The organism is Micromonospora sp. WMMA1998 (assembly GCF_027497375.1).
Lineage (GTDB): Bacteria > Actinomycetota > Actinomycetes > Mycobacteriales > Micromonosporaceae > Micromonospora > Micromonospora sediminicola.
On record NZ_CP114911.1, the window covers coordinates 983,506 to 999,419 of the forward strand.

Below are 15,914 nucleotides of genomic sequence, written 5' to 3' on the forward strand. Positions count from 1 at the left end.
CGTGTCCCCACCGCCCCGGCGCGATGCGCTCAGTCCTCCGCGAACGCCTCCGGCGCGGGACACGAGCAGACCAGGTTCCGGTCGCCGTACGCGCCGTCGATGCGCCGCACCGGCGGCCAGTACTTCCCCACCGGGTCCGTGTCGCCCGGGTAGGCGCCCACCGACCGCGGGTACGGGTGCGGCCACTCGTCAGCGGAGACCATCGCCGCCGTGTGCGGCGCGTTCGACAGCGGGTTGTCCCCCGCCGGCCACTGCTCCGACCCGACCTGGTCGATCTCCGCGCGGATGGCGATCATCGCCTCGCAGAACCGGTCCAGCTCGGCCAGGTCCTCGCTCTCGGTCGGCTCCACCATCAGCGTCCCCGCCACCGGGAACGACATCGTCGGCGCGTGGAAGCCGTAGTCGATCAACCGCTTGGCCACGTCGTCGACGCTCACCCCGGTCGCCTTCGTCAACGGCCGCAGGTCCAGGATGCACTCGTGCGCCACCAGGCCCTTGTTGCCGGCGTAGAGCACCGGGAAGTGCGCCCGCAGCCGCGCCGCCACGTAGTTCGCGGCCAGCACCGCCACGCCGGTGGCCCGGGCCAGCCCGTGCGCGCCCATCATCCGCAGGTACGCCCACGGGATCGGCAGGATCCCCGCCGACCCGTACCGGGCGGCCGAGATCGCCGGCCGCCCGTCGGCCGGGTCGCCGGGCAGGAACGGCGCCAGGTGCGCCCGCACCGCCACCGGCCCCACCCCCGGGCCGCCGCCGCCGTGCGGGATGCAGAACGTCTTGTGCAGGTTCAGGTGCGACACGTCCGCCCCGAACTTGCCCGGCTTGGCGAACCCGACCAGCGCGTTGAGGTTCGCCCCGTCGACGTACACCTGACCGCCGGCGTCGTGGACCTTCGCGCACAACTGCGCGATGCCGGTCTCGTACACCCCGTGCGTCGACGGGTACGTCACCATGATCGCGGCGAGCGCGTCCCGGTGCTTGTCGATCTTCGCGTCGAGGTCGACCAGGTCGACGTTGCCGTCGGCGTCGCAGCCGACCACCACGACCCGCATGCCGGCCATCACCGCCGACGCGGCGTTGGTGCCGTGCGCCGACGACGGGATCAGGCACACGTCCCGGTGCCCCTGCCCACGCTCGCGGTGGTAGGCGCGGATGGCCAGCAGCCCGGCCAGCTCACCCTGCGAACCGGCATTGGGCTGCACGCTGACCGCGTCGTAGCCGGTGACCTCCGCCAGCCAACCCTCCAGCTGGGCGATCATCTCCCGGTAGCCGACGGTCTGCGCGTCCGGCGCGAACGGGTGCACGTGCGCGAACTCCGGCCAGCTGATCGGCTCCATCTCGGTGGTGGCGTTGAGCTTCATCGTGCACGAGCCCAGCGGGATCATGCCCCGGTCCAGGGCGTAGTCGAAGTCGGCCAGCCGGCGCAGGTAGCGCAGCATCGCCGTCTCCGAGTGGTGGGTGCGAAACACCGGGTGGGTGAGGAAGTCCGACGTGCGGGCCAGGCCGCCCGGCAGGCCCGCGTCGACGTCCCCGTCGAACCCGTCGACGCCGAACGCCGCCCACACCGCCGCAAGGTGCGCGGCGGTCGTGGTCTCGTCGCAGGAGACGCCGACCCGGTCGGCGTCGACCAGCCGCAGGTTCACGTTGCGCTCGGCGGCGGCGGCCACCACCTGCGCGGCGCGGCCCGGCACGGTCGCGGTGACCGTGTCGAAGAACGGCACGTCGGCCACCTCGACGCCGCCGGCGCGCAGCCCGGCGGCGAGCCGGGCAGCCGCCTCGTGGGTGCGCCGGGCGATCGCCCGCAGCCCGTCCGGGCCGTGGTAGACCGCGTACATGCCGGCCATCACGGCGAGGAGCACCTGCGCGGTGCAGATGTTGCTGGTCGCCTTCTCCCGGCGGATGTGCTGCTCGCGGGTCTGCAACGCCAGCCGGTACGCCGGGTTGCCGTCGGCGTCGCGGGACACCCCGACCAGCCGGCCGGGCAGCATCCGCTCCAGGCCGGCGCGCACGGCCAGGTAACCGGCGTGCGGGCCACCGAAACCCATGGGTACGCCGAAACGCTGGGTGGTGCCGGCGGCGATGTCCGCGCCGATCTCCGCCGGCGGGCGCAGCAACGTCAGCGCCAGCAGGTCCGCCGCGACGGTCACCAGCGCGCCCACACCGTGCGCCGCCTCGACCAGCGCCCGGTGGTCCCGGACCGCGCCGGACGCCCCCGGGTACTGCAGGTGCAGGCCGAAGAACTCCGCCGGCAGGTCGTCGCGCACCACGTCGAGCACGCGCACCTCGATGCCGAGCGGCTCGGCGCGGCTGGTGATCACCGCGACGGTCTGCGGCAGCGCGTCGGCGTCCACCACGTACACCGCGCTCCTGCTCTTCGACGCCCGGCGGGCGAGGGTCATCGCCTCGGCCGCGGCGGTGCCCTCGTCGAGCATCGAGGCGTTCGCCGTGGCCAGGCCGGTCAGGTCGGTGACCATGGTCTGGAAGTTCAGCAGCGCCTCCAGCCGGCCCTGGCTGATCTCCGGCTGGTACGGCGTGTACGCGGTGTACCAGGCCGGGTTCTCCAGCACGTTGCGGCGGATCACCGCCGGGGTGTGGGTGCCGTGGTAGCCCAGGCCGATCATCGACACGGCGACGGTGTTGCGGGCCGCCAGGGCGCGCAGCTCGGCCAGGGCCTCCCGCTCCGAGGCGGGCGCGGGCAGGTCGAGGGTGCCGTGCCAGCGGATCACCTCGGGGATCGCGGCGTCCATCAGCTCGTCGACGGAGCTGTAGCCGACGGCCTCCAGCATCCGGCGCTCGTCGTCCGGGCCGGGGCCGATGTGCCGGTCGGCGAACTGCTCTGCGGTCATGGGCGGCGCTCCTTGTGGGGGCGAGGTCGACGGGTCGGCCTCCCCCTGAGTCGCGCTGACGCGCTCCACAGCGCCTGCCCACGTGGTCCTTTTGCCTGAGAGGTTCCGGGGAGAATCTGCCCCTTCGGCGCCGTCGGCGAGACGGTCTCTCCCACGTGGGTGGTACCGGCACCTCCCACGCTACCAGCGGGCGTGTTTCCGGCTCATGTCCCGGGGGTGATCACCGTGCCGCCGGCGCCGGCGCGGTGAGCGCGGCGGTCAGCGCGGTGAGGGTGGCGCCCAGCGGGGCGTCCAGGCGCAGCGTGGCGTACCCGTCGCCGCGGGTGGCGCCCTGGTTGACGATGCCCACCGGGATGCCGTGCTTCGCCGCGCGCAACACGAACCGCCGCCCCGACATCACCGTCAGGGACGACCCCAGCACCAGCAGCGCCCGGGCCCGCTCGACCAGCGCGAAGCAGTCGGCCACCCGGGGCGCCGGCACCGTCTCGCCGAAGAACACCACGTCCGGTTTGAGCATGCCGGTGCCGCACACCCCGCAGTCGACGGCGCGGAACCCGGCCACCGCCTCGTCGGGCAGGTCCACGTCGCCGTCGGGGTTGACGTGCGCCGCGACCGCGTCGAAGCCCGGGTTGGCCTCGGACAGGCGCCGGTGCAGCTCGTCGCGGCCGGTGGCGTTGCCGCAGTCCAGGCAGGTCACCTCGTCGAGGCGGCCGTGCAGCTCGATCACCCTGGTGGCGCCGGCGGCGGTGTGCAGCCCGTCGACGTTCTGGGTGATGATCCCGTCGAGGAGCCCGGCGTGCTGCAGGCGGGCCACCGCCCGGTGCCCGTCGTTGGGCGCGGCCCGGGCGATGGTGTGCCACCCCAGGTGGCTGCGCGCCCAGTAGCGTCGCCGGGCCACCGGGTCGCGGGTGAACGCCTGGTAGGTCATCGGGGTGTGCCGGCGGGCCGCGCCGCTGGGTCCCCGGTAGTCGGGAATGCCCGACTCGGTGGACAGGCCGGCGCCGCTGAGCACCACCACACCCCCGGCGGCCACCAGCCGCGTCAACGCCTCGAACTCGTCACTCACCCGTCCATGCTCCCTCGCCCACCCCCGCACCTCCCACCCCCGCGGTTCGCATCACTGCGTCGACCATGAGGTTGGCGGTGGCCCGGCCCGGCGTGTCGTGCCGCCAACCTCATGATCGACGAGGCCGGTCACCCCGCGGGGTGCGGTGTGGCGGGCTAGGTTGAGGGCATGCGCGTCGTCATCGCCGGAGGCCACGGGAAGATCGCCAAGCTGCTGGAGCGGGAACTCGCCGGGCGCGGGGACACCGCGCTCGGGTTGATCCGCAACCCCGAGCACGAGGCCGCGCTGCGCGCCGCCGGCGCCCGGCCGCTGGTGTGCGACCTGGAACACACCGACGTCGACGCCCTCGCCTCCCACCTCGCCGGCGCCGACGCGGTGGTGTTCGCCGCCGGGGCCGGGCCGGGCAGCGGCGCCGACCGCAAGGACACCGTCGACCGGGGCGCCGCCGTGCTGCTCGCCGACGCCGCCGTCCGCGCCGGCGTCCGCCGCTACCTGCTGGTCTCCTCGATGGGCGTGGACGACCCGCCCGCCGCCGGCACCGACGAGGTGTGGGCGGCGTACCTGCGGGCGAAGAAGGCCGCCGAGGACGAGGTCACCGCCCGGGACCTGGACGTGACCGTGCTGCGCCCCGGCCGGCTCACCGACGACGAACCGGCCGGCCGGATCACCCTGGCCCGGCACGTCGACGCCGGCGCGGTCAGCCGCGCCGACGTGGCCCGGGTGCTGCTGGCCCTGCTGTACGCCCCGGGCACCGCCGGGCACACCGTCGAACTCGTCGGCGGGGACACCCCCATCGCCGAGGCCGTCGGCGCCCTCGCCGGCTAGGTCCCGTCGGCGCTCGCGCCGGCTAGGTCCCGTCCGCGTCGAGGTAGGCGGCGAGAGCGGCGGCGCCGGTGAGCAGGGCCCGCCCGCGCGCCCCGAGCCAGGTCCACCGGCCGCAGCCGGTCCCGTGCCCGCGGGTGCCGCTCCACCACCCGCCCGGATCGTCGAAGAGTCCACCGTCGACCCCGACCGTCCGTCCCGGCCCACCGACGCCGGTGGGCCGGGCCGGACGGTCGGATGAGCCGGGCCGGCGGCTGAGGGCCTACCGCTGGTGACGCGGCAACGCCGGCTGCGCCGCGACGCCACCCACCGGCGGCGCCTCACGGGCGATCCGCTCCATCGTGCGCGCCAACTGCTCGCTGCCCTCGTCCAGGTGCCGGGCCGCCGCCTGCATGTGCGACATCATCATCTCGCCGAAGATCCGCAACGCCTCCCGCGCGGCCACCGAGTCGTCGAAGCTCCCGCCGGCGCTGCTGCGGTACTCCGCCACCACCCGCTCCGCCTCCTGCTTCGCCTCCTCCGCCGCCGCCCGCATGTAACTCTCGTACTGCGTCCGGGCGTACTCGGCGACCCGGCGGGCGTAGTCGTGGGCCTGCGCGATGATCTGCTCGGCCTCGCGCTGCGCCGCCGACAGCAGGTTGACCTCCTTCGCCGCCGGCATCGCCGGCTTGTCGGCGCTCGGAATCACCCCGTGCCGGTGCAGCTCCAGGTGGTCGTTGAGCCGCTCGTTCTCCGCCCGCAGGTTCGCCACCTGCGCGGCCAGCAGATCCAACTCGTCGGCCACCTGCATCCGGAACCGGTCCACGTCGGCCTGCTCGTAGCCGCGGCGGGTGAACGCCGCCGACCCGAACTCCCACCGCCGCACCCGGTCCGCGGTCAGCCGCACCTGCACCGGCCCGGACACCTGCTGCGCGTCGTACCGACTGATCGGAGTCGCACTCATCGGATACCTCCGTCAGGGGTCGTCACGGTCCGCCACGTCGGCCCGTACCAGTGCTTGCCGAAACCCTCGTGGTGCACCTGACCCGGCTGGTAGCCGGCACCGGTCAACGCCGCCACCGAATGGCTCACCAGCTCGTCGGAGCCACACACGTACACGTGCCGCGACCGCCAGTCCCCGTCGGCCAGCACCCGGTCGGCGAGCCGCACCGGCTCCCCCGGCCGCGCCGGATCCGACCCGGCCACGTACGACACCCGCAGCCACGGATGCGTCGCCGCCAACTTGTCGATCGCCTCGCTGTCGTAGAACTCGGTCCGCGAGCGGGCCCCCACGTACAGGTCCACCCGCCGCCCCGAACCCTCAGCCGCGACCTGCTCCACCAACGCCTTCACCGGCGCCCAGCCGGTGCCACCGGCCAGCAGCAACAGATCCGACGACCCGGCCGGCCACAACGTCAACCGGTCCCCCACCGGCGACGCCAGGTGGATCTGGTCACCGGCCGCGCACCCGTACACCAGCCGCGACGACACCGCGCCACCCGGCGCGGCCCGCACGTGCAACTCCACCGTGCCGTCCGGGCGCGGCGCGTTCGCCGGCGAGTAGTACCGCCACGACCGCACCGCCGGATGGGACACCCCGATCGACTGCCCCGGGGTGAACGGCAGCAGGTACTGCGGTCGCACCGTCAGCACCGCCACGTCGAACGTGCGCCGCTCGTGGGTCAGCACCTCCGCCACCCACCACGGCGGGGAGTGCGCCTCCGCCGCCTGCGCGGCCTCCGTCATCACCTGCGCCACCAGCCCGTACGCGGCCGCCCAGTCCGCGGCCAGCTCCTCGGTCCACGCCTCCGCGCAGAAGTGCCGCAACGTCTCCAGCAGCGCCGCACCGACCGCCGGGTAGTGCTCGGCGCGCACCGCGTACTTGCGGTGGTCCGCGCCGAGCTGCTGCAGGAACCCGACCAGCCGGTCCACCTGGTCCACGTGGGACACGATGTGCCCCAACGCCGACACCAGACGGTCGCGCTGCCCGGCCATGTTCGTGCCGAACATCTGCCGGGTCTCCGGATGCGCCAGGAACAGCGTCGAATAGAAGTAGAGCGGCACCTGGTCGCCGTGCGCGGCGACCAGGGCCCAGCTCTGCTTGAGCCGTGCCGCGTCCACGCTCAGGCGTTCCCCGCCGACACGACCTGCTCCCGCACCTGACCCAGCACCACCTGCACGTCGGCGATCACATCGGACGGCACACCCAGCTCCACCAGCGTGGCGGTCAGGTGCTGCCCGACCTTCGCGTAGTGCTCGCCCGGGATGTCCAACGGCTGGTGCGCCTCGGCCAACCCCCGACCCGTGTACTCGTTCGGGCCGCCCAGCACGACCGCCAGCATCAGCGCCAGGTGCCGCCGCTGGTCGGCCATGTTCACGTCGGTGAAGTAGCCGGCGAGATCCGGGTCGGCGAGCACCTTGTCGTAGAACAGCTCCACCGCGGCCTTCACCGCCGCCGCGCCGCCGATGCGCTCGTAGTGGGAGATCGGGGTGGTCTCGTTCGTCACCGTCATGCTCGGTCCTTCCGACAGGGGTCCGCGGCAGCGCCGCGGCAGGGGCATCGCCAGCCGGCGCGGCGTCACACAGCGTTCCGCGATGACGCCGACACGCCGACGACCGAGACGGACCATAGCGCGCCCGCCGCGACACTTCACGCCTGGCCTATCGAGTTCCCGACAACTGTCAACTACGGACAGTCAACACATCCACCCGAGACGGTGCACACACCGCGAGCAGCCCCACACGCAAGGTCAACACAGCGCGCCCACGGTCCCTTTCGGACATTGCATCCGGACCCACTGTGACCTGCACACACCCACAACGGCCCGGACCCACCGGCAACGACAACCCGCACCGCGCCGCCACCCACACAACCCGTCACCGAACGAGAAATCGCGCCGGGCCACAAGGCCACGACGCGATCCCGTGCACGAGACGCCGACGGATCACCCGGCGCGACGCCGCGCCCGCCGCGCCGCCAACTCGTCCCCCACCGAATCCGCCTCCGGCTCCACCACCGGGGCGTCCTCCCGCTCCGGGGCGCCCACCGGCTCCGCCGGCAGGTGCGACAACGAACCCTGGATCTCCTTGAACGCGCCACCGATCGCGATCCCGAACACGCCCTGGCCGCCCTGCAACAGGTCGACCACCTCCTCCGGCGACCGGCACTCGTACACCGTCGTCCCGTCGGAGATCAACGTGATGCCCGCCAGATCATCCACGCCACGCGACCGCAACGCCTCAATCGCCTTACGGATGTTCTGCAACGACACCCCGGCGTCCAACAGCCGCTTCACGACCTTCAACACCACCAGGTCGCGGAACGAGTACAACCGGGACGTCCCCGAACCCGACGCGTCCCGCACACTCGGCACCACCAGCGCCGTCCGCGCCCAGTAGTCCAACTGCCGGTAACTGATGCCCACCGCCGAACACGCGGTCACACCCCGGTAACCCACCTCGCCGTCACCGGCCTGCTGTTCCGCACTCGGACCAGGATCCCGCGGCTCGTGCATCCGGACCAACCTCCCCGCGCCCGTGCGGTGCCACGTCGACTCCCCGTACGCGCACCCCTCGACACGGCAACCCTAACGCCGGCCCCGCCCCCACACCGGCAGGAGACACCCGACACGCCGCGCCACCGGCCCACGACAGCACACACGGCGGCCAGTAGCCACCCACCGTGACCACCACCGCCGCGCACCCCGGCCACCCGGCCGGCACACTCAACCCGCGAAATCCTCCGGCCGCACCTGGTCCAGGAACTCGCGGAACTTCTCCACCTCGTCCTCCTGCTCGTCGGGAATCACGATCCCCGCCTCGCTGAGGACCTGCTCCGCACAACGAATCGGAGCCCCCACCCGCAACGCCAACGCGATGGAGTCACTCGGCCGCGCCGACACCCGCACCCCGTCACCGAGCAGCAGATCCGCGTAGAAGACGTTCTCCTTCAACTCGGTGATCTCCACCGCCCGCAACGGCGCCTGCAACGCCGCCAACACGTCCCGCAGCAGATCGTGCGTCAACGGCCGCGCCGGCTTGACCCCCTGCTGCTCATAAGCGATGGCCGTCGCCTCGACCGCACCGATCCAGATCGGCAGATAACGGTCCCCCTCGACCTCCCGCAGCAGGACGATCGGCTGGTTGCTGGGCAACTCCACCCGAACTCCGACCACGCTCAGCTCGCGCACCGCCGCCTCCGTGTCGTCGTCACCTTCGCACCGCGCCCTTCCCTGCACGGTACACGGACCAGGACACGGGAGTCCCACGCGCTACGTGCACCACGCCTCGACGGACGGGCTTACCCCGGCAAGCCTACGACACGCTTCCCGCACCAGATCTTTCCGCGCCCACCCACGACGAAGGGCCGGGCACCCCACGGCACCCGGCCCCACCACCGACCTCACCGACCCAACGTCGACCGCAGCCCCACCCGCACCAACGCCGCGTGCAACCGCTGCGACAACGCCGTCAACTCCCGCGCCGTCTCCGCCGCGCGGGCCCGCGCCGCCGGATCACTCTGCCGCACCAACGGCGCCACCAACTGCGCGAACAGACCGACCTCCCGATCCGCCGCCGACCGGTACGCCCGCAGGTGCCGCGGCTCCAACCCGTACGCCGCCAACCCCGCCACCGCACTCGCGATGATCAACGCGTCCGCGTCATACCACCCCGGCGGATCCGACACCAGCACACCGAGCCGCTCCAACTCGACCAACGTCGACTCGTCGACCCCACTGCGGGAGATCAACTCCGCCCGACCCAGCCGCACCTCCGACGACCCGACCGGCTCCACCGACTCCCGACCCGGCACCTCACCACCCGGACCGACCGCCACCAGATTCGGCCGCGACCGCCCCACCGGCGCATCCGAGACGTCCCACTCCGCCAACTGCTCCCGGATCACCCGCAACGGCAGATACTGATCCCGCTGCGCCGTCAACACGAACCGCAGCCGAGCCACGTCGTCCCAGCCGTACTTCCGATAACCCGCCGGCGTGCGCTGCGGCTCCACCAGGCCCTCGGCCTCCAGGAACCGCAACTTCGAAATCGTGACGTCCGGGAACTCCGCCCGCAACTGCGCCAGCACCTCGCCGATACTCATCAGCGCCGGCGCCCGCGCCGCCCCGGACGGCGTCGAAGCCGCAGGCTCGTTCACCCCCGGCCGGCCTCCTCCTCCGGGCGCGGACCGGCGATGAACACCACCCGGAACTTGCCGATCTGCACCTCGTCACCATTGCTCAACGTCGCAGCCTCGACCCGCTCCCGGTTCACGTAGGTGCCGTTCAGGCTCCCGACGTCCCGCACCGTGAACGTCCCACCGTCGCGGTGGAACTCCGCGTGCCGCCGCGACACCGTCACGTCGTCGAGGAAGATGTCACTGTCCGGGTGCCGCCCACTCGTCGTCACGTCGTGGTCCAACAGGAACCGGGCACCCGCGTTCGGGCCCCGGCGAACCACCAGCAACGCCATACCCGGCGGCAACGAGCCGGACATACGGCTCGGCACCACATCGGTGTCCGGGCCCTCCAGCACTTCGTCGAGCGAACCGAGATTGAGCGTCGAAGTGACGTCGAGCGGGGGGAACTCGTCGTCTGGGCGCGTCATGGGACCACCTCACGGATCTGTTCGGTCGGCGTCGGGGAATGGCGGGTCTGGCCGCCGGGCAAACCCACACCCGGCGGCTGGCTCCCCGTGCCCGGGAAGGCGCACTCCGCAACGCTCAAACTATTGGTTCTCGGTCGACTGGGCGAGCCTAGCCAGCGCCGAAATGCAGGGCAACCGGACGCGCGGAACCAAGCCCGCCGCCCGAAACGACACGAACTCAGCTCTCGGTGAGCTCGCGGTACGCGTCAGCGGTCAACAGACCCTCGACCGCCGCCGGATCATCCGGAGTGATCTCCACCAACCACCCCGCACCGTACGGATCCGTGTTGATCACCTCAGGGGTGTCAGCCAACGCCTCGTTGCGCGCCGCCACCGTACCGCTCAACGGCGCGTAGATCTCCGACACGCTCTTCGTCGACTCGATCTCGCCCAGCGACTCACCCGCCGCCACCACCGCACCCGGCTCCGGCAGCTGCACGAACACGATGTCACCCAGGGCGTCCTGCGCGAAGTGCGTGATACCGACGCGGACGACACCACCGTCACCACCGACCACCCACTCGTGCTCGGCGGTGTACCGCAGATCCTCAGGAATCACCAACTGCGTCCTTCGTCATCGGTGCACCGGAGAAACCGGCGCGGCCGCGACCGGTCAGGAGACCGGCCGGGCGTGGTCCAGCTTGATCGGCGCGTGCAGCTGCGAAACCTCCACAACCTCACGATCCTCGGACGTCACGTTACCGCCGGCCTCCCGCACCGTGGAGACCACCCCGCCCGGAATGTTCAAGGCCGTACGCATCGTCGCCGGATCACCGATCACCAGGATCGTGTACGGCGCACTCAACCGCCGCCCGTCCACCACCAGGCCTCCACCCGGGCCGTCCACGAAATACGTCGACGCGATCACCCGAACCGCGGTGCCGTCCGCACCCTGGATCTGCATCGCCTCCGCGCCCGCACCCCGCAACTCCTGCACCGCGTCCAGGATCCGCGTCGACGACGTCGCCTTCTCCGGCCCCCGGAACTCCACCGTCAGGCCCGGCCCCACCGCCGGCAGCGTCCCCGCCAGGATGCCCAGCTCGTCCGCCCGCCGCGTCGCCTCCTCCAACGCCGCCTGCCGACCCTGCTCACCCGAACGCAACTGCCGCTGGCTGTCCTCCAACGCCTCGATGTCCTGCCGCAGACGCCGCTCCCGCGCATCCAGATCCGACGAGATCCGGACCAGGTCCTCCTCCCGCGTCGCCGCGAGCGTCGGATCCGTCGACGTCGTCTTCAGCTGCACCACCAACGTGAAACCCAACAACGCCAGCAACACCGCGATCATCGCGCCCGCCGACGTCAACCGCCGCGACACCGAGACCCGCTCCGGGCCCGGCTCCGCCCCCGGCTCCGCCTCCGGCTCGGGCCGGGGCGACACGACCGCGCCCGGCTCCTCCGCCGGCGCCGGCACGTCCTCCCGCTCCACCGGCGCCGCCGGCTCAGCCTCCGGCGCCAACGGGCTCAACTCGTCCGGATCCGGCGCGTCCGGACGCGGATCCGGCTCACCCGCCGGACCCGACGGCCGCCCCGGCCCCGCCGGCTGCGGCCACCCGGTACCCGTCTCCCTGTGCTCCTCGCTCATCGCCACCAACCTACGCCCGGAACAGGTGCCGGCGGATCGCCGCGACGTTTCCGAAGATGCGCACGCCCAACACGACCACCACACCCGTGGACAACTGACCACCCACGCCCAACTGGTCACCCAGATACACGATCAGACCAGCCACCAGCACGTTCGAGATGAACGACACCACGAACTGCTTGTCGTCGAAGATCCGGTCCAGCTTCGCCCGCACCCCACCGAACACCGCGTCCAGCGCGGCCACCACCGCGATCGGCAGATACGGCTGCAACGCCGCCGGCACCGTCGGGTCCAGATACACCCCGAGCACCACACCGGCGAGCAACGCCAGCACCGCGATCATCGGCCACCTCCGGAAGGGCTGGGAGAACCCGAGCCGGACGGCCCGGGACTGGACGAACCGGCGACACCGGAACCCGACGCACCAGGGCTCGGGCTCGCCGGAGGCCCGGCGTAGCGTAGCTGTGGCTCAGGAGCCGCCGACAGGGTGAGGTCGTCGACCTCCTTCACCGCGAACGACAACCCCGCCGTCCGCGCCAGGTACCGCATCAACTCCGCCGCCCGACTGTCGTCGAACCGGTCCCGCATCGACCCCGGCCCGATCGCCTGCACCTCGTACGGACTCGTCACCGGCCGGTAGTCCACCAGGATCGCCTCGCCCGCCTGCCGGATCGTCGTCGTCGCCGTCAACCGCTGCCCGTTGATCGCCACGGCCTCCGCGCCCGCCGACCACAACGCGTTTGCCACCTTCTGCAGATCCGAGTACAGCACCCGTTGCGGACCCGTCTCCGTCTCCTCGCCCGTCACCGCGTCCTTGGCCTGCGGCGCGTCCGTCAACCGCACGACCACACCGTCGCCGCGCACCCGGCCCAGGCCCGTACCGGCCTCCAGGTTGCGCAACCGGGACGCCTGCGAACCGCTCAGCGCCGCATCCCGCTGCCGGCCGACCTCCTCGCGCAACCGCTCCGCCCGCTCGGTCAACCGGTCGGTCTCCGCCTCGCGCTTCTTGATCTCGGCGATCAGCCCGGCCCGCGCCGTCGCCCGGCTCGGCTCCTCGGCCATCGTCTCCCGGTACGCCACCGCGAACAGGAACCCGATCACCAGCAGCACCACCAGGCTCACCGGACGACCCAGCACCGCACGCACCCGCGACACCGGCCCCACCGCCCGCCGCGCCGCCGCGTCCCCGTAACCCGGATCGAGCGGATTGCGGAACAGCTCGGTCAGGAAGTCCGGCGCGTACACCCGCGCCGACGGGTCACGATCCCCGTCCCGGGGCGGGGTGGCCGTCACGCCGCCGCTCCCGTACGCCGCGCCCGCATCCCCCGGACCAGGCGGCGAGCCTGCACCACGTACATCGCGCCGGCCACCCAGTAGAGGACCAGGCCCCACCACGCCAACCCCCAGCCGATCGCGCCGGCCGCCGTGGCCACACTCGGCGCCGCGTCCGCCAACAGCAGGAGCGGGAACGCCGCCAGCAGCAGGAACGTGGCGGTCTTGCCGACGTAGTGCACCGGCGGCGGGCCGTAGCCGTAGCGGCGCAGCACCCCCAGTGAGCCGAGCAGCAGCAGCTCGCGGGCCAGCAGCGCCGCGGTGAACTGCCAGGGCACCACCTCGCGGGCGGTGAACGCGAGCAGCGTGGCCAGGATGTAGAGCCGGTCGGCCAACGGGTCCAGCAGCTCGCCCAACCGACTCACCTGGCGCAGCCGGCGCGCGATCCAGCCGTCGACCCAGTCGCTGGTGCCGCCCACGGCCAGCACCACGATGGCGACCACGTCGGCCCGGACCACCAGGAACAGGTACAGGAACAGCGGCACACCCAGGAGCCGGACGAAGCTGATCAGGTTGGGCAACGTGAGGACGCGGTCCCCCGCGGCCGTCGCCGCATCCTCCGGGTGCTCCGCTGGAGTCGGCCGACGCGACACCGAACCCTCCCTCCGCAGCACGGTCCGGCAGCCGAACGTGCGGCCGCCGGAGGGACGTGCGCGTTGCCGGCCGGTCTGACGCCGGCGCCCTCTGCGATCCCGGGCTGGGACCTCCCCGATGCGGCCCACCATCGTTTCGATCATGGGCCGGCCAGTTGCGCTGCCACTATATCGGGCCGTCCGGTCCGCTTCGGTCGCCGCGCTGCGTCACTGCTCAGCGTTGTCATGGTGGGCAGCGTCACAACCGCTAAGGCGTCCTAGGACACTAGCTGGCATCCGGTGCGGAAGGTGGATCCGACGGGACGCGGGAGGAGATCAGGCCGTGCGGGCGGTGGCGTCGGACCCCGGCTGGGGCACCGTCGTCGTCGTGGCCGCCTGCCCGAACGCCAGAAGCGCCAGCAGCAGCTCGTGCTGCACCCGGTTGGGCATCCGGTCGAGCACCGCCTGGACGGCCCGGTGCCGCCGCTCCTGCAGCTCGCGCAGCAGGGTCTCGGCCGCCACGGTGGGGACCAGCCGCACCTCGCGCCGGTCCCGCGGGTCGGCCACCCGGCGCAGCAGCCCGACCGCCTCCAGGCGGTCGCAGAGCCGGCTCGCCGACGAGGGCACCACGTCCAGCAGCTCGGCCAGCCGGTTCACGTTGGTGCCGGGGTGCGACACGATCAGCGACAGCACCCGCAGCTGGGTGGGCGAGACACTGACGTTGTGGCGCGAGGTGGCGGAGTCGAGCACACCGATGAGCGCCTCGGCAGCCGCCTCGACGGCTGCGGCAAGATTCGGAGGTCGCTCCACCCGTTGTCCCCTGGGATCGTCCCGCTCGTGTTCGCTCCGCCGCTCCGCTCACTGCCCGGCGCTGTCGCCCGACCGGTCGGAACCGTGCCAGTCCAGGCAGACGACGACCGCGTCGTCGCGAAGATCCGCGTCGGCATGGTACGCGTGCAGTTCGCGCATCACCGTACCAACTGCCTCGGTCGCCGGCTGCAACCGAGTGGACCGCATCGACCGCGCCATCGCCCGCACCCCGTACGGCTCCTGCTCACCCGGCTCGGCCGCGTACACGCCGTCGCTGACGACGAACAGCCGGTCCCCCGGCTCCAGCGGGAACTCCTGCACGTCGTAGCGGGTCTCGGCGAACATGCCCAGCGGCAGCTGCTGCTCCAGGGTGACGCGGGTGACCCGGCCGCCGCGCAGCCGCAGCACGTGCGGGGAGCCGGCGTCCACCGCCCGCACCACACCCCGGCGGTCGTCCAGCTCGAGCAGCAGCGTGGCCACGTGCCGGTTGCCCCGGTGCTGGTAGAAGATGGTGTCCGAGGCCAGCTCCGCCTGCTCGACCAGGCTGCCCCCGGACCGGCGCGCGTTGCGCATGGCGTTCACGGTCATCGCGGTCAGCATCGACGCGGCCAGTCCGGTGCCGGTGCCGTTGAGGACCGTGACGGTGAGCCGGTCGCCGTCGACCGACCAGTCGAAGTGGTCCCCACCAACGGTGTAGGCCGGCTCGAGCTGCCCGGCGAGCAGCACGTCGCCGTGCCGGACGCTGCGCCCGGGCAGCAGGTCCCACTGCATCTCCGCGGCCATGCTCAACCGTTCCCGGCGGCGGGCCCGGCGGTAGCGGTCGGTCTCCCGGTCGGCCGCGCGCATGGCCAGCGCCACCTCGCCGGCGGCGTCGCGGGCCTCCTCGACGGTCGCCGCGTCCGGCGCGGCGGGCAGCTCCACCATCAGCACACCGAGTCGTTCCCCCCACACCGACAGCGGCAGGTAAGCCCGGCAACGGCCGTCGTCGACGATGTCGAGCACGGGCTGCTGGCTGCTGAAACACCGCTGTGCCACGCCGTCGGAGCGGAGTCGGACGCCGTCGGGCCGGTCCGGTTCCCGCACCGGCCAGAGGCCGCTGGCGCGGTAGTCGGCGACGAACACCTCCGTCCGCGTGGCGCCGAGCGTCTGGCGGAGCACCGCGTCCGCGGTCTCCGCCACCTGGTCGGGCGGCGCCGTGCGCAGGGCACGCGACACCGTTCCGGACGCCTCCGGCATGCTCATCCTCCGATGACGACTATTGC

At 72.6% G+C, this 15,914-nt stretch carries 17 protein-coding genes and 1 riboswitch; of the genes, 1 reads left to right on the forward strand and 16 read right to left on the reverse strand.

Going from position 1 to position 15,914, the window contains the following annotated elements; genetic code table 11:
• Positions 1-29: 29 nt before the first annotated feature.
• Positions 30-2,843, reverse strand: a complete 2,814-nt coding sequence (gcvP, locus tag O7600_RS03990; RefSeq protein WP_281592349.1) for an aminomethyl-transferring glycine dehydrogenase — start codon at positions 2,841-2,843, stop codon at positions 30-32.
• A gap of 73 nt (positions 2,844-2,916) precedes the next feature.
• Positions 2,917-3,007, reverse strand: a riboswitch (glycine riboswitch).
• Positions 3,008-3,063: 56 nt separating this feature from the next.
• Positions 3,064-3,909, reverse strand: coding sequence for an NAD-dependent protein deacetylase (locus tag O7600_RS03995; RefSeq protein ID WP_281592350.1), 846 nt, complete (start codon positions 3,907-3,909; stop codon positions 3,064-3,066).
• A gap of 168 nt (positions 3,910-4,077) precedes the next feature.
• Here O7600_RS03995 and O7600_RS04000 point away from each other — a divergent pair, with 168 nt between their 5' ends.
• Complete coding sequence (locus tag O7600_RS04000; RefSeq protein WP_281592351.1) at positions 4,078-4,734, forward strand: NAD(P)H-binding protein; 657 nt, start codon at positions 4,078-4,080, stop codon at positions 4,732-4,734.
• A gap of 259 nt (positions 4,735-4,993) precedes the next feature.
• Here the strand turns inward: O7600_RS04000 and O7600_RS04005 are convergent, their stop codons facing one another.
• From O7600_RS04005 to O7600_RS04070, 14 genes are all read right to left on the reverse strand, one after another.
• Entirely contained in the window at positions 4,994-5,674 is a 681-nt protein-coding gene (locus O7600_RS04005; protein WP_281592352.1) for a cell division protein DivIVA, read from the reverse strand.
• Complete coding sequence (locus tag O7600_RS04010; RefSeq protein WP_281592353.1) at positions 5,671-6,831, reverse strand: globin domain-containing protein; 1,161 nt, start codon at positions 6,829-6,831, stop codon at positions 5,671-5,673. Before O7600_RS04010 ends, O7600_RS04005 begins: the two co-directional genes overlap by 4 nt.
• Positions 6,832-6,833: 2 nt before the next feature.
• Complete coding sequence (locus O7600_RS04015) at positions 6,834-7,223, reverse strand: group 1 truncated hemoglobin (protein WP_281592354.1); 390 nt, start codon at positions 7,221-7,223, stop codon at positions 6,834-6,836.
• 432 nt (positions 7,224-7,655) lie between these two features.
• Positions 7,656-8,225, reverse strand: coding sequence for a MerR family transcriptional regulator (locus O7600_RS04020; protein ID WP_281592355.1), 570 nt, complete (start codon positions 8,223-8,225; stop codon positions 7,656-7,658).
• A 210-nt stretch (positions 8,226-8,435) separates the two neighbouring features.
• The gene (locus O7600_RS04025; RefSeq protein ID WP_091577612.1) at positions 8,436-8,900 is read right to left on the reverse strand and encodes a bifunctional nuclease family protein; all 465 of its coding nucleotides are present in this window, start codon (positions 8,898-8,900) and stop codon (positions 8,436-8,438) included.
• 212 nt (positions 8,901-9,112) lie between these two features.
• Positions 9,113-9,814, reverse strand: a complete 702-nt coding sequence (locus tag O7600_RS04030; RefSeq protein WP_281594063.1) for a MerR family transcriptional regulator — start codon at positions 9,812-9,814, stop codon at positions 9,113-9,115.
• Between the two features lie 50 nt (positions 9,815-9,864).
• Entirely contained in the window at positions 9,865-10,317 is a 453-nt protein-coding gene (locus O7600_RS04035; protein ID WP_007071101.1) for an FHA domain-containing protein, read from the reverse strand.
• 217 nt (positions 10,318-10,534) lie between these two features.
• Positions 10,535-10,915, reverse strand: coding sequence for a glycine cleavage system protein GcvH (gene gcvH, locus O7600_RS04040; protein WP_013286373.1), 381 nt, complete (start codon positions 10,913-10,915; stop codon positions 10,535-10,537).
• A gap of 54 nt (positions 10,916-10,969) precedes the next feature.
• A complete protein-coding gene (locus O7600_RS04045; protein WP_281592356.1) occupies positions 10,970-11,938 on the reverse strand; it encodes a DUF881 domain-containing protein in 969 nt (322 codons plus the stop codon).
• A 10-nt stretch (positions 11,939-11,948) separates the two neighbouring features.
• Positions 11,949-12,281, reverse strand: a complete 333-nt coding sequence (locus O7600_RS04050; RefSeq protein WP_007071104.1) for a small basic family protein — start codon at positions 12,279-12,281, stop codon at positions 11,949-11,951.
• Complete coding sequence (locus O7600_RS04055) at positions 12,278-13,231, reverse strand: DUF881 domain-containing protein (protein WP_281592357.1); 954 nt, start codon at positions 13,229-13,231, stop codon at positions 12,278-12,280. The genes O7600_RS04050 and O7600_RS04055 overlap by 4 nt, the downstream gene beginning before the upstream one ends.
• Positions 13,228-13,863, reverse strand: a complete 636-nt coding sequence (locus O7600_RS04060; protein WP_281592358.1) for a CDP-alcohol phosphatidyltransferase family protein — start codon at positions 13,861-13,863, stop codon at positions 13,228-13,230. The genes O7600_RS04055 and O7600_RS04060 overlap by 4 nt, the downstream gene beginning before the upstream one ends.
• Before the next feature lie 315 nt (positions 13,864-14,178).
• Entirely contained in the window at positions 14,179-14,652 is a 474-nt protein-coding gene (locus tag O7600_RS04065; RefSeq protein WP_281592359.1) for a MarR family transcriptional regulator, read from the reverse strand.
• 48 nt (positions 14,653-14,700) lie between these two features.
• Positions 14,701-15,888, reverse strand: coding sequence for a PP2C family protein-serine/threonine phosphatase (locus O7600_RS04070; RefSeq protein ID WP_281594064.1), 1,188 nt, complete (start codon positions 15,886-15,888; stop codon positions 14,701-14,703).
• Between the last annotated feature and the right edge of the window lie 26 nt (positions 15,889-15,914).

What these genes read in the sequence shown, in the direction of transcription:
- O7600_RS04015 (WP_281592354.1), bottom strand. Translation starts at nt 7,223, where the DNA reads ATGACGGTGACGAACGAGACCACCCCGATCTCCCACTACGAGCGCATC.
- O7600_RS04050 (WP_007071104.1), bottom strand. Translation starts at nt 12,281, where the DNA reads ATGATCGCGGTGCTGGCGTTGCTCGCCGGTGTGGTGCTCGGGGTGTAT.
- O7600_RS04000 (WP_281592351.1), top strand. Translation starts at nt 4,078, where the DNA reads ATGCGCGTCGTCATCGCCGGAGGCCACGGGAAGATCGCCAAGCTGCTG.
- O7600_RS04045 (WP_281592356.1), bottom strand. Translation starts at nt 11,938, where the DNA reads ATGAGCGAGGAGCACAGGGAGACGGGTACCGGGTGGCCGCAGCCGGCG.
- O7600_RS04020 (WP_281592355.1), bottom strand. Translation starts at nt 8,225, where the DNA reads ATGCACGAGCCGCGGGATCCTGGTCCGAGTGCGGAACAGCAGGCCGGT.
- O7600_RS04070 (WP_281594064.1), bottom strand. Translation starts at nt 15,888, where the DNA reads ATGCCGGAGGCGTCCGGAACGGTGTCGCGTGCCCTGCGCACGGCGCCG.
- O7600_RS04035 (WP_007071101.1), bottom strand. Translation starts at nt 10,317, where the DNA reads ATGACGCGCCCAGACGACGAGTTCCCCCCGCTCGACGTCACTTCGACG.
- gcvP (WP_281592349.1), bottom strand. Translation starts at nt 2,843, where the DNA reads ATGACCGCAGAGCAGTTCGCCGACCGGCACATCGGCCCCGGCCCGGAC.
- O7600_RS04005 (WP_281592352.1), bottom strand. Translation starts at nt 5,674, where the DNA reads ATGAGTGCGACTCCGATCAGTCGGTACGACGCGCAGCAGGTGTCCGGG.
- O7600_RS04030 (WP_281594063.1), bottom strand. Translation starts at nt 9,814, where the DNA reads ATGAGTATCGGCGAGGTGCTGGCGCAGTTGCGGGCGGAGTTCCCGGAC.